This is a genomic window from Tolumonas osonensis, assembly GCF_014202415.1.
GTDB classification, from domain to species: domain Bacteria; phylum Pseudomonadota; class Gammaproteobacteria; order Enterobacterales; family Aeromonadaceae; genus Tolumonas; species Tolumonas osonensis.
This window is the reverse complement of record NZ_JACHGR010000007.1, coordinates 39,460-53,019: the sequence shown is the minus strand read 5'-3', so window position 1 is coordinate 53,019 and position 13,560 is coordinate 39,460. Positions and strand designations below refer to the sequence as shown.

The following is a 13,560-nucleotide window of genomic DNA, read 5'->3' as shown; positions in this document are numbered from 1 at the left end:
GCATGAGTTTCTTCTCATGCGTTATATTTTTTAGACTGCTGGAGACCAGGAATCATAATTCAATACATATTGATTATTTTCTCTATGGATCCGGCCGGAAGCTGGCAAATTAAAATGCATTCCACTAATTGACAGCTTATCGGTTGCAACACGGTCTAATAATTTTGCACGAACCGAAGCTGCCTCGGTTGGATCGCTATCAAACGCAATCGTTACTTCAGGCTGAGCCATTTGTAAGTGAGGGAAATGTACGATATCCCCCCAGATCAATAACGATTCCGAGCTATCACCAATCAAATAACCGGTATGACCCGGCGTATGTCCAAATAATGGTACAGATTGGATCCCAGGTAAAATGGCTTCATTTTTAAATGGAACCAGTTTGTCCTGATAAGCATCAAAAGCATTACGCGCAACGCTAAAGAAAGGCTTAAATCCATCAGGCACAGAGGAATAAATGACATCGTCACGCCAGAAATCCAATTCTTTTTCATGTACATAGAATTCTTGTACGTTTCTAAAAATTGGTGTTGCTAAGGGTGCGGCAAGTCCACCAACATGATCAGGATGACCATGCGTTAATAAGAGGGTATCAATATCTAATGGATCAATTCCTGCTGCTGCTAATGCAACTTGCAAACGACCACCCCATCCATTAATACCACCTGCACCACTATCCACCAAAATGGTACGGCCAGCAGTTTGAATCACAAATGCATTGATGTTCATGCGAGGTAATGGATCAACACCTCTGTTCTCTAATAACGCTTCAGCTTTTGCCGCATCAATGCCATTGAGTAATTCAAATGACACATCTAAATAACCATCACTCAGCATAGTTACAACAACATCACCATAACGCTTTCTATTTACCGCTGGCGCTTGATACAACTTACTTAAATTCATATAAAATTTCCAAATTAAAAACAAAATAAACCCATTAGCTTAATTAAGCCAAGATGTAAAAATTAATAGAATTATTTAATTAACCAATAATGGAAAAGCGAGAATTCATGCCTTTTTCACGCAACGGAATTAGACTTTGATACTCTTCGCTGTGATACCATTGCAGTGCAATTTCTTTACTTTCAAATTTTATAATTGCACCAAATTTAAAGCTGTCGCTTCCTGACAAAACATTTCATGTGCCGCCGGTAATAAATTCCCCGCCAAACTTCTTCACAATTGGCGCAGCTGACTGAGAATATAAATTCTTTGCTTCAGCATCAACGACATCAAGTTCAATAACAATATATGCTGACATATTTTCCCCTTACTATTTAATTGATTAAACATTATTAGAACGGACTGCTTCTAACACTAAAGATATATCATGCTCAATATCACGTAACATTTCATTTGTACCGCCGTTTTTCACTTGCCAGCCCAGATTCATCGAATTTGTTGACCGTACAATCACATTACTTCCCCAGAACCATCCCGGTTGTAATCCACTGGTTACAATTGCAGAAGGCAGGAGTTTTTTCTGATATAGCAATTCGGCAATTTTCATGGAAACATCACCCCAGCAGAAATGCTCAGACACTGGATAGAATAATCCTTGTAACCCGGAAGGAGCTTTGTCTTGTAAAGCTGCATCTAAGATCACTAAATACAACTCAGCTAAATCAGCCACATGAACATTCGGCCAGATATTATTTCCAGCTCCGACTTTCATCGTCTGGCGTCTCATTAAAGCGCTATAAACCAGTCTTGGGATCTGAATGGACATACGACTTGATGCAAATGGTCCCAATCCAACCCCGAACACGGTTGGCGGTACAACTAAGTACGTTTTTACAAAATCTTTTTCTGCGGCTTTAAAAATTTCTATATCAACAAAACGATGTGGTGCATGGCTTGAAATATTTACATGCTTTTCCACGTCTGCTTCGTCCCATAAATCTTGTTTTAGATCTTGATCTGGAGCGACGCCACATCCAAGTGAGTGTGCGGTCAATACACCTGCACCGGAGGTATGAATAAAGATTGGCTTGACGCTCGTAGTGCTGTAACGATTCATTGCCCCATGAAGCAGTGCAATAGCACTTTCGACATGATCACAATTTGCCGTATTGAAGATAATATCTGCAGATTCAGCTTCATAGGCTAACAACTTTGCATCATCCAATGAGCCAATCACGGCAGTGAAACCTAATTGAGAAAGCTTTTCCGCAGTTCGAATATTTCTGACCAATACTCGGATGTCGAAATTCTCAAGATAATTTCGTTCCCACATTAAATGCAGGAAACTTCCACCGATATAACCTGTACCACCTGTGATGAAAATTCTTTTCTTAGATTCGATTGCCATTGCTCGAAGCCTCATCTGCATATTCACAACAACCAGTTCAAGTTGCTGTATCTGATGAAACGAGTATATCGAGAAAAAATATAACCATGGGCGAATATATAGCCACACATTGGATACTTCTGGGAATCAATGAATGGTTTCTTTTTCTGTTTTGATTGTCATAATGGTGATGCTTTGGGGAGGCTTTATGAAAAATAGAAATCCATGGGAAGACAAAGTTTCTGGGATAATCACGTTTATTAATGTCGTCGAAGCTGGAAGTTTTGCTGCAGCAGCGTTTCGAATGAATTTGACTCGTTCGGCAATTGCTAAGTCAATATCGAAACTTGAACAGCGACTCGGGATCCGTCTTTTTCATAGGACAACGCGACAACAATCATTGACGAGTGAAGGTGGTGTTTATTATGAGCATTGTAGCCACATGATAAACGGCCTGAATGCCATTGAATCTGAACTTAGAGATGGACAGGTGGGACCGGAAGGGAAAATCAGGATCAGTTGTCCTGTATTATTTGGACGCCGATGTGTAGCTCCCGTGCTGAGATCGTTGACTCGTTTATACCCCAAGATCCAGGTTGAAACTGAATTTTCAGATCGCGTTATCGATATTCTTTCTGAAGGGTTTGATATGGCTATTCGGATAGGATCTGTAGCTGATTCAACTTCTCTTATCGCAAAAAAAATTGCAGTACAACGAATGGCTATTTTCGCAGCTCCCCAATATCTTGAAAAATTCGGTACACCCACTTCCATTGCCGAACTTAAGGATCATCAGGCGATTCTTTACGGAAGATCGATACATACACAACCGTGGGTTGTGCGCGATCATCAGGGTACGCTAAAAGAAGTCGTGCTTCCTGGGCGCGAAAGATATGACGATTTACAAGTGATTGCAGATTCAGCAATTGAAGGTGGCGGATTAGCTTGGTTACCAAGTTGGCTTGGCGCGCCATATCTGGTGTCAGGGCAATTATCTCTGGTTATGGATAGTGATAAAGTACAGCCAATTGATATTCATGTTGTTTGGCCGAAAACAAAATATCTTCCTCATCGAATGAGGCTGTTGATTGATGCGTTAGCTACTCAGATTCCCGTATTGATGGGGTAAAATAACCGTAATTATCTTTGGCGTGATCCATATTTCATAGAACTAGAGGGCAGATCGTCTTATCCGCCCTCTTGGCATTACTTACTGCGATACAGGTGTAATTGAATGAGCATTGGCATCAAATGCATTTGATGATGTAAATTTGACATCAACTGTTTGACCAACAGCTATATCTTTCAACACACTAGATCCAGCAGCATAAGTGAATGTGCGAGCAGGCCAGCCCAGTTCTGTTACTACATCTTGTTTCACGGTAATTTCTTGATTGTGAGCATTCACAGCAACGACTGAACCGTGAGCACTATAAGTATCAAGTGCCGCATGCGCAGATAATGCAACAGTTGACAAAGAAGCAACGATAGCTAAACGAACAAATGTATTTTTCATGTACTTAACTCCACAAAGACTATATTAACAAGCAGTTAACTTGCATTTATAAGAAACAGAACCTGTTTCAATGAGGTCATAATATAAATACACGCCAGATGGATAAATTTAAAATATAGAAACTGATTGTATCTGATTTGATATACAATTCTCTTTTTAACTCAAAACAAACCTTTCAAAAAATTATTCTTTCGTTAAAATACAATGCGTTATTTGATTTGATACGTATTCATGAAATTTGTTGACATGTACGGTTGATATAGAAATAATTTTCATCCTAGTGCATTAATTTCGTGGTAACTTATAAAGTCACAAGATGAAACTAACCATAATTATCAAAAGATATTAATAAATAAGATGCAGAGCAATGAATGAAATATTAGGGAATCTAAATTTTTATCACTTGCTGTTGCAATTGAAGTAAAGACAACTCAGTCTGAGAAAACATTAGAATTTTAAGGAAAAATTATGAGAAAAACGGTCGAATTAGAGAAAGCTTACCGATTGATGAATCATGGACCAACAGTACTGATTAGCTCTTCATATCAGGGGAAAGCCAATGTGATGGCTGCAGCATGGACGATGCCACTTGATTTTTCTCCCCCTAAGGTAGCAATTGTGATTGATAAAAATTCATTCAGTCGCAGTCTGATTGAAAAATCAGGGGAATTTGTTATCTGCATTCCAACCGTACAACAAGAAGAATTAACCACGGCAGTCGGCAGTTGCTCTGGAAAATCAATGGATAAATTTTCTGAATATAAAATTACTACAGAGAAAGCATCACTCGTAGCAGCACCATTGATTAGCGGATGTGTTGCATGGCTCGAATGTAAGTTAATTCCAGAACCTCACATTCAAAACACGTATGATTTATTATTAGGCGAAGTAGTAGCAGCTTGGGCTGATGATACTGTTTTCAGTCATGGACGTTGGCATTTCACCAATGATACTCAACGCACCATTCATCATGTGGCAGGCGGTCATTATCTGCACATTGGAGATGCGGTTACCCCTGACACGTTGGCAGATTAACCAAATCTTTACAGTGTTTCCTCATGATCAAGAAGAAACCAATACACGGGAAAGAAACTTTCTTTCCCGGTTTGATATTACTAGATCATCGCATCGGAATTATTTTAGCTTAAATATTCAATCAATCAGTCAGTAATCCACTCCAAGACTGAACTTGTTTTATCATATTTATCAGCCCATCCGGAATGCCGATATCTCGAGCCTCAGAAACAGAAATACGTCTTTTTACTGGTTCGTTATTTTCTAGAAAATTTAACCATCTTGGATTAATAATCATTGCTCTGCCTATAGCAATCAGATCATAACCAAACGCTAAAGCATCAATTGCATCTTCTTTGGTAAAGATATTAGAAACACCAATGACAGGAACCCGTTTGTTCACTGCATTAATGACAGCTCTTCCAATGGGTTCTAGATTGTTAGTATCAATGAGCGAACACTGGTTATATCCTTTTTTTAGGGAAATATGAATATAGTCAACGCTCTGCTCAATAAGCTGATTAATTAGATAAAGAGAGTCATTCAACGTAAGCCCTGGCTTTTCTAATTCCTCAAGCGAAATTCGATAACCAATAATAAAATTAGATCTGTTATTTTCCTTAGAGATTTTTTTTGCCTCAGCAAGCACAGCTAATGGGAACTTAATTCTGTTATTTAAAGACCCACCCCACGCATCAGTCCGCTGATTTGAATGAGGAGAAAAAAACTGCTGAATCATGAACGTATTTGCACCGTGTAATTCAACACCATCGAAACCAGCGTTGATCGCTAAGTCTACTGCCCGACCAAAATTTTTAATCAATAGATTAATCTCGTCGACAGTCATTTCATCTGGCGTTTCCGCTTCGGGTCGAGCCGCGGGGATAGCTGAGGGGCAAATTAACGGTTTATCATCTAATACCTCACGAAGCCCCATTCTTCCGGCGTGGAACAACTGTAAAATCGCTTTAGCACCATTCTTTTTTATTGCTTGAGCAAACTGAGAATATTTTTCAAAGTTAGAGTCATCTTCAATCGAAAATGGATTAACAAATCCATAACCATTGCTTTGTACAGCCGCACATGCCGTTATCACCATACCTACATCTTTTGATCTTTCGATATAATATGACAACTCTTCTTGGCTAAGAAATTTATCTTTCCCTCCTGAATATGTTGTCATCGGGGCCATGCAAACAGGATTTTTTAACTCAACACCATTTTTAAAAATGAACTTGGAAAATAACTTGCCCATTTGAAATCCTAATATTATTGAATCAATGCATGAATAAATACAGATCAATATCGATGCAGGTTTCAGATATAAAAAAAGTGAGAGACAAAGACAGCGTCTCTCACTATGCATGCTAATTACAGTAACCTCAGTATGAAACGTATCGATTAATCGATAGTCACAATAATTTTTCCGAATTGAGCATTTGATTCCAAGAACTGGGTTGCTTCAACGATTTGCTCAAATGGGAAGACTCGCGCTACTTTTGCTTTGAATTGTCCTGATGCCATGCCTTTAGTGATGAACTGTTTCGCCCTTGCCAATTTTTCATCGTCAGCGGTGACTTCAATAAACTCATAGCCGCGAATCGTCGTATGTTTACCCAGAACATGCATCACAGGGATCGGAGTTGCATCATGACTGAGTGCGCCATAAATAAACACGATGGCATCTTTACTGGTTGCTTTGATGATGTTCTCAAAGTCAGGTCCAGTTACAGGATCAAAAACAACGCGAGCACCTTTGCCACCGGTCAGCTCTAAAATTTCTTTTTCGATGTCATGTAAGCCAACTTGCAGAATGTGTTTCGCACCTGCGTCTTTCAGTTCTTGGACTTTCTCATCTTTACGAGTCAGAGCAATTGGAGTCGCGCCAACACTGTAAGCGATTTCCATTGCCGCAAGACCAACACTGCTTGATGCAGCCCCTAACACAACAAAGTCACCAGCACCAAGTTTAGCAATATCGATCAGCGCTCCCCAAGCAGTGGTATATGGCATCCATGTTGCAGCTGCGGTTTCCCAGCTCACACCTTCCGGGTTTTTAACGACAGCACGAGCCGGTGCAACAACCAGATCGCCATAGAGACCATATTCATCGAACATGAAAGCAGGAATAACACTTACAGCATCGCCAACCACGAAATCTTTCACGTCCGCGCCTACAGCATCAATATAACCAGATGCCTCATAACCCAGTGTTGCGGGGAATACGGGGTCAATCACATATCGTCCTGAACGATACATACTCTCAGCACGGTTTAAACCCAGCGCATGAACGCGGATGCGGACTTCTCCTGATTTTGGTTCGGGAGTTTGTACTTCTTCAATTTTAAGAACTTCAGGACCACCGGTTTCATGAAAGCGTACATGACGAGCCATATTAATTACCTCTTTAAAATTGCTTCTTCGGAGCATCATTTATTACGAATTGTTCACAAACAGACTACAGAGGAATATGTTTCTAATTCGTTCCACTCACTGTCTGTAAATAATATTACTGCCGGCAACTCTGTTTATTAAGATAACAATTTGGAACTTTATTGTTTTCAAAAATCGAAATAATTGGTTTTACACGGCAACAACTTCTTTGGTGCTCATTGAAAAATGGGTAATTATTCACGTGCTACTGAAATCATTTACCTTGCACAATCAAGAATAACCATGGTTTTATTGTATTCCGATAGAGTCCTGTTTGTGGCTTTGAGAATATTGAGTCCGGTTTTTTTCTGTTCGGTTGCAGTTGTGGTCATGATCCACCGCTGTGAGTTATTTTTCTCGTTTAATGAGGTGTTCAGTAATGCTGGATCAGATCACCATGCAATAGCTATCTCGGCAAAACGTGTCGATCTATTTCATCTGCTGTGCTGAACTACTTGGATAACACTTGATTTAGATCAATTAAGCTTGCGTACGAAAGCGTATAAATGAAATCGAAAGTTGCAGATTTGGGATGACTTATGATTTTCAACATACAGCGCTATGCGACGCATGATGGTCCGGGTGTCCGAACAGCCGTCTTCCTGAAAGGGTGTTCCCTGAAATGCTCATGGTGTCAGAATCCGGAAAGTATCAGCAGGACACAGGATCTGTTTTACGACGAGCGCTTGTGTATTAAAGATTGCATGCGTTGTTCTCAAGTCAGCCCTGCATTTGTAAAAGATTTGCAAAGCAACCTGTTATCCGTAAACCGGAACATCATCGACAAAGACATCATCTTCTTAGCCTCCGATGCATGCCCTAGTGGTGCTTTAGAGATGTGCGGTAAACATCTGTCCGTCGACGAAGTGGTCACGACTATTTTAAAAGATAAGCCTTTTTATGAAAGAAGTGGCGGCGGTGTGACTCTCACGGGCGGCGAGCCCTTCATGCAGCCTGATTTCGCATTCGAACTGTTAACAGAAATAAAGAAACACGGGCTGCATACGGCCGTTGAAAGTTGCCTGCATGTGCCATGGAAATACATAGCCAAATCGGTGGATCTGGTGGATATGTGGTTGCTGGATATCAAACACGTTGAACATAGCAAATTTAGTGACTGGACAGGTGGTCAGCTGGATTTAATAAACCAGAACTATGATGAACTGGGAAAAAGAGGCGCACATATTGTATTCCGCGTGCCTGTTATTCCGGATTTTAATGATGACAAAGAGACCTTAATTAAAATCATCGAGAAAGCGGCAACCCATTATTCCAATTTCGGTGGGAGTGGTGAAATCCATTTTCTGCCTTATCACACCTATGGCGTGCATAAATATCATTTGCTCGGTGCCGAATATACCGGAGCTAAGCAATCATTAGAAAGTCCCGAGTTATTAGCCTTTTTAGAAGAAGAGGCTAATGCGCGGGGGCTCACAGCAATAATGAGGGGTTAACATGACAGATATGGATCTGAATACACTGACAGAGCGTACGAAAAATCATAAACGTCGTCTTGTCGAAATTGTATCACCACCCGTTTGTACTGAGCGTGCTTTACATTATACAGAGGCATATCAGGCTAACCTGGATAAGCCAATGGTGCTGCGCCGGGCAATCGCGTTAGCTCACCATTTGGATAAACGTACTATCTGGATTGATAACGATGAGTTGATCATCGGTAACCAGGGGGCTTATCTGCGTGCAGCGCCTATTTTCCCTGAATACACCATGGACTGGGTGGTTGCTGAAATTGATGAGTTAGCCAACCGTCCGGGTGCCGGATTTGACGTATCCGAAAAAGATAAGGCCATCGTTCATCAAATTGCGCCGTTCTGGAAAGGTCAGACAGTTAAAGACCGTTGCTTTGCCCTGTTTTCAGAACAGCATAAAGACCTGCTGAGCTCAGGCATCATCAAGGCTGAAGGCAACATGAATGCTGGTGATGCACACATGGCGGTCGATTATGAAAAAATACTGAAAATTGGTATCGCAGGTATCCGCAAGCAGGTGGCTGAACGCCGTGCACGTTTAGATCTGACGGCCTGGGCTGATTTACACAAAGAACAGTTCTTAAAAGCGGTAGAGATCTCTTTCGAAGCACTGACCCTGCATATCCAAAAATATGCCGCATTAGCCAAATCCATGGCAGCGGCTGAAACGCGCCCGGAACGTCGTGACGAACTGCTGGCGATTGCCGAAAACTGCGAAATTATTGCCGAACAGCCAGCAAAGACCTTCTGGCAGGCACTGCAGCTGTCATTCTTCATCCAGCTGTTCTTGCAGATTGAATCTAACGGTCACTCGGTGTCATTCGGTCGTATGGATCAGTTCTTGTATCCTTGGTTCCACCAGGATGTTGAAGTTGAGCAATCTATTTCGAAAGAACATGCCATCGAACTGCTGCAAAGCTGCTGGCTGAAACTGCTTGAAGTGAACAAGATCCGTTCAACACTGCATTCCAAATCGTCTGCCGGTAGTCCGATGTACCAGAACGTAACTATCGGTGGCCAGAAGCTGGTGAATGGTGAGCCGGTTGATGCCGTGAACTCATTGTCTTACGCCATTCTGGAATCTTGCGGCCGTCTGCGTTCAACACAGCCTAACCTGAGTGTTCGCTACCATGCGGGTCTCTCGAACGACTTCCTGAGTGCCTGTATGGATGTGATCCGCTGTGGTTTTGGTATGCCGGCATTCAATAACGATGAGATTGTTATTCCGGAGTTCATCAAGCTGGGTGTCGAGAAGGAAGATGCCTATAACTACTCGGCGATTGGTTGTATCGAAACGGCGGTGCCGGGTAAATGGGGTTATCGCTGCACCGGAATGAGCTTCCTGAACTTTACCCGTGTGATGCTGGCGACGCTGGAACAAGGCCGTGATGCGACGACCGGACAAGTGTTCCTGCCGCATGATAAAGGCTTGTCACTGGGCAATTTCACGGATTTCAGTGAAGTGATGACGGAGTGGGATCGTCAGATCCGCTACTACACCCGTAAATCCATCGAAATCGATACCATCATTGACACCATGCTGGAAGAAAATGCGCATGACATCGTTTGTTCCGCATTAATCGACGATTGTATCGAGCGTGGTCTGACCGCCAAGCAGGGCGGCGCGAAATACGACTGGGTCTCCGGTCTGCAGGTGGGGATTGCCAATACCGGTAACAGCCTGGCTGCGGTTCGTGATCTGGTATTCGGCGGGAAAGTGTCACAGCAGGAACTGGCTGCCAAACTGGCCGATGATTTTGCCGGTGCGGATGGTGAAGCGCTGCGCCAGATCCTGTCAACCCGGGTACCAAAATACGGTAACGATGATGACTCGGTGGATGCACTGCTGGTTCAGGCTTACAACAGCTATATTGATGAACTGAAAAACTACAAAAACACCCGTTATGGGCGTGGTCCGATTGGTGGTGGTTACTATGCAGGTACATCCTCAATCTCTGCTAACGTACCATTTGGTGCTGGCACCATGGCCACACCGGATGGCCGTAAGGCGAAAACACCACTGGCAGAAGGGGCAAGCCCATCGTCAGGCACCGACAGTCATGGCCCTACCGCCGTGTTCAACTCACTGGGCAAGCTGCCGACGGCCGCGATTCTGGGTGGCGTGTTGCTGAACCAGAAATTGAACCCGATCAGTCTGGAACAGCCACGTGATAGACAAAAACTGATGACGCTGCTGCGTACCTTCTTTGAGGTACACAAAGGTTGGCATGTGCAGTACAACATCGTTTCCCGCGAAACGTTACTGGCTGCGAAAGCGCATCCGGATCAATACCGTGATCTGGTGGTCCGTGTGGCGGGTTACTCTGCATTCTTTACCGCACTATCTCCTGACACCCAGGATGACATTATTGCCCGTACGGAACATACGCTGGCGTAATACCATCCGTCATCAAATGAGTGGTCATGAAACCCCGCGCAAGCGGGGTTTATCTAACGCATAAAAACTTCACGAAAAATAGTTTTTACAACACGTTTAGCGGGTTATGGTTTATTGATCCCGGATCAAATATCCTTTCGCTCTCTTTTGTCGATGTAAATGGGTTGTCTGATGTCTTCTGTTTCCGGAAATCTCTCCGGTCGTTTTCTTCCTGTTCTGTTCATTGTTATTGCCATGGTTTCTGTGCAGAGTGGCGCCTCGCTGGCCAAAATGCTGTTTCCGCTCGTCGGGGCGGCGGGGGCGACGTCACTGCGTCTGATGGTGGGTGCCTGTGCGCTGATGCTGTTTTTCCGGCCGTGGCGTTCCCGTTGGAGTGCCGGCAATCTGGCGCCGCTGCTGGTGTATGGGGTGGTGCTGGGTGGCATGAATTTTCTGTTTTATCAGTCCATTCTGACCTTGCCGCTGGGGGTGGCCGTCGCGTTTGAATTTACCGGCCCGTTGCTGGTCGCCATACTGGGTTCCCGCCGCCTCATTGATTTTCTCTGGATCGTGCTGGCTATCGCCGGGTTGCTCCTGCTGTTACCGATCGGCCATTCCTTATCCAATATTGATATTACGGGAGCCATGTATGCACTGGCGGCAGGCGCCTGCTGGGCGCTGTATATTATCTTCGGTAAAAAATCAGGCACGAAAAATGGCGCGGCGACGGCGGCATTGGGCACCTTTATCGGTGCTATCTGTTTTGCGCCCATCGGGATCTGGCAAAACGGCATGGCATTATTGGCGCCGGAAGTGCTGCCATTAGCGACCGGTGTCGGGATTTTATCGACCGCACTGCCGTTTTCACTGGAAATGATCGCACTGACCAAAATTCCGGCGCGGACCTTCGGCACACTGATGAGTCTGGAACCGGTGGTGGCGGCTTTCTCGGGACTGCTGCTTATTGGCGAACGTCTGACGGTACAGCAATGGACGGCGGTGCTGGCCATCATGATTGCTTCTGTCGGGGCGACATTAACCATTAAGACGAGCAAATAGAAAAGCCTGCGCATGCAGGCTTTATCGTTCTGTTTTTCTTATAGATTATTCAGATCCTGAATCGCATCCAGCACCAGTCCGGTTCCTACCGCAATCAGCAGAATGTCACTGGCGACCCGGACGTATTTCTGACCTTCCGGCGGGATACCCAGGCTGATAACAACCTGCGGCGGCAAATCATAATAGATCACGTCGCTTGGCAGCGGATGGCCGTAACGCCATTTTTTCGCTTGTCCCGGTGGCTGACAACCGTTGTTCTTTTTGGCCAGGCCGGGAGGGCAATGTCCGGAGTGGTAGCTGTCACTGTAATATTGCCGGATCACATCGCGGTGATGGTCGCCAAAATAGACGGTGATACGCGAATCGCTGGTCTGGAGATGTTTGGTGCTGACCTGCGTATCCTGTGTACCAGGTTTGGCCTGCACATGCTGTTTATTCTGTACATTCTGTTTGCCCTGCGCACTCTGTTTACTCTGAGACTGAGTGTGCTGTTTGTTTGTAGGAACTTCCTGGATCTTTTCCGGTTTTCCTTTCCCTTCCGGTTTATCGGCGAAGGCCGGATTCACCACGAAAAGCCCGGCGGCAAGCATAGTGAGAATCAGTTTTCTATTCAGGGAGTGTGGCATCTTTTTATCTCCGATCATCAGACTTGTTCGCTACCCTGCGCTTTTTTCTTCCATTTGAACTCAAGGTGTTACCTGTCGATAATATCGCCTGTTCTTTATACAGGATAGTCAATCCGGGATAAAAAGTTATGCCTGATAGGCTCTCAGGAATACAGAGATTGCCCGTTCCACGATCATTTTCAGTTCGGATTCATCAGGTGACTCGATAACGCCCAGTGCGCAGGGTTCGGCCACTTCCGCTTCCAGCAAGGCTTTCAGGTGCATGGCGCAGATGCCTGCATCACAGGGGAGGAGTGTTTTCTGCTCAATCTGCCGCTGAAGGTAATTGCTCACCAGCAGCCAACCCCTTTTGGGGCCATTCTCATAAAAGTGACGGCCAATATCAGACCGATCCGCTTCGTTAAGGGCCATTCTCCGGATCGCCATAATTTCCGGGACGAGAATAGAATGCAGATAATGCATGCCAAACGCAGTTAAGGTTGTGTGGATATCATTAGAGTCTTCCAGAATTTTGAAGGCATTTGCAATTTTCTCCGCAGCAGAAGACTCCATCACTGCGGCAAAGATTTCTTCTTTGGAACTGAAGTAGTTATATAACGTTGCCTTTGACCCGCCAACCCGGCTGGCGATTTCTGACATGGACGTATTTTCAAATCCTTGCCGGATGAACGCATCTTTGGCTACTTCAATGATGGCCTGGCGCCGTGTTTCGCTTTTAACCCGCATAAATCCTTACCTTTGACGAAGTCTCT

General features: G+C 44.1%; 12 protein-coding genes and 1 pseudogene. 5 read left to right on the top strand and 8 right to left on the bottom strand.

All coding sequences use genetic code 11. The annotated features are described in order from the left end of the window. Positions 1-30 precede the first annotated feature (30 nt). The 3 genes and pseudogenes from HNR75_RS10580 to HNR75_RS10565 form a co-directional block, all read right to left on the bottom strand. A complete protein-coding gene (locus HNR75_RS10580) occupies positions 31-906 on the bottom strand; it encodes an MBL fold metallo-hydrolase (RefSeq protein ID WP_188026943.1) in 876 nt (291 codons plus the stop codon). A 79-nt stretch (positions 907-985) separates the two neighbouring features. Then, positions 986-1,264 (bottom strand): annotated as a pseudogene (locus HNR75_RS15555) (DUF1330 domain-containing protein). 24 nt (positions 1,265-1,288) lie between these two features. Next, the gene (locus HNR75_RS10565) at positions 1,289-2,314 is read right to left on the bottom strand and encodes an NmrA family NAD(P)-binding protein (RefSeq protein WP_188026940.1); all 1,026 of its coding nucleotides are present in this window, start codon (positions 2,312-2,314) and stop codon (positions 1,289-1,291) included. 133 nt (positions 2,315-2,447) lie between these two features. On the opposite strand from HNR75_RS10565, the gene HNR75_RS10560 reads away from it, so the two are divergent. After that, positions 2,448-3,422, top strand: coding sequence for a LysR family transcriptional regulator (locus HNR75_RS10560; protein ID WP_223157876.1), 975 nt, complete (start codon positions 2,448-2,450; stop codon positions 3,420-3,422). A gap of 81 nt (positions 3,423-3,503) precedes the next feature. Here the strand turns inward: HNR75_RS10560 and HNR75_RS10555 are convergent, their stop codons facing one another. Continuing rightward, positions 3,504-3,809, bottom strand: coding sequence for a copper-binding protein (locus tag HNR75_RS10555; RefSeq protein ID WP_188026939.1), 306 nt, complete (start codon positions 3,807-3,809; stop codon positions 3,504-3,506). A 468-nt stretch (positions 3,810-4,277) separates the two neighbouring features. Here HNR75_RS10555 and HNR75_RS10550 point away from each other — a divergent pair, with 468 nt between their 5' ends. Further along, entirely contained in the window at positions 4,278-4,844 is a 567-nt protein-coding gene (locus tag HNR75_RS10550) for a flavin reductase family protein (protein ID WP_188026938.1), read from the top strand. Positions 4,845-4,965: 121 nt separating this feature from the next. Here the strand turns inward: HNR75_RS10550 and HNR75_RS10545 are convergent, their stop codons facing one another. Both HNR75_RS10545 and HNR75_RS10540 read right to left on the bottom strand, forming a co-directional pair. Beyond that, positions 4,966-6,078 (bottom strand): NADH-dependent flavin oxidoreductase, encoded by a 1,113-nt coding sequence (locus HNR75_RS10545; RefSeq protein WP_188026937.1) that lies wholly within the window; start codon positions 6,076-6,078, stop codon positions 4,966-4,968. A gap of 146 nt (positions 6,079-6,224) precedes the next feature. Then, positions 6,225-7,217, bottom strand: coding sequence for a zinc-dependent alcohol dehydrogenase family protein (locus tag HNR75_RS10540; protein WP_188026936.1), 993 nt, complete (start codon positions 7,215-7,217; stop codon positions 6,225-6,227). 578 nt (positions 7,218-7,795) lie between these two features. Between HNR75_RS10540 and HNR75_RS10535 the strand changes: the two genes are divergently transcribed. The 3 genes from HNR75_RS10535 to rhtA all read left to right on the top strand — a co-directional run bounded on the left by HNR75_RS10535 (position 7,796) and on the right by rhtA (position 12,182). After that, a complete protein-coding gene (locus HNR75_RS10535; protein ID WP_188026935.1) occupies positions 7,796-8,710 on the top strand; it encodes a glycyl-radical enzyme activating protein in 915 nt (304 codons plus the stop codon). 1 nt (position 8,711) lies between these two features. Further along, entirely contained in the window at positions 8,712-11,144 is a 2,433-nt protein-coding gene (locus tag HNR75_RS10530; protein ID WP_188026934.1) for a formate C-acetyltransferase/glycerol dehydratase family glycyl radical enzyme, read from the top strand. Positions 11,145-11,315: 171 nt separating this feature from the next. Beyond that, complete coding sequence (gene rhtA, locus HNR75_RS10525; RefSeq protein ID WP_188026933.1) at positions 11,316-12,182, top strand: threonine/homoserine exporter RhtA; 867 nt, start codon at positions 11,316-11,318, stop codon at positions 12,180-12,182. A gap of 38 nt (positions 12,183-12,220) precedes the next feature. Here the strand turns inward: rhtA and HNR75_RS10520 are convergent, their stop codons facing one another. Continuing rightward, complete coding sequence (locus HNR75_RS10520) at positions 12,221-12,808, bottom strand: RcnB family protein (RefSeq protein WP_223157875.1); 588 nt, start codon at positions 12,806-12,808, stop codon at positions 12,221-12,223. A gap of 126 nt (positions 12,809-12,934) precedes the next feature. Further along, the gene (locus HNR75_RS10515; protein WP_188026932.1) at positions 12,935-13,534 is read right to left on the bottom strand and encodes a TetR/AcrR family transcriptional regulator; all 600 of its coding nucleotides are present in this window, start codon (positions 13,532-13,534) and stop codon (positions 12,935-12,937) included. Positions 13,535-13,560 lie beyond the last annotated feature (26 nt).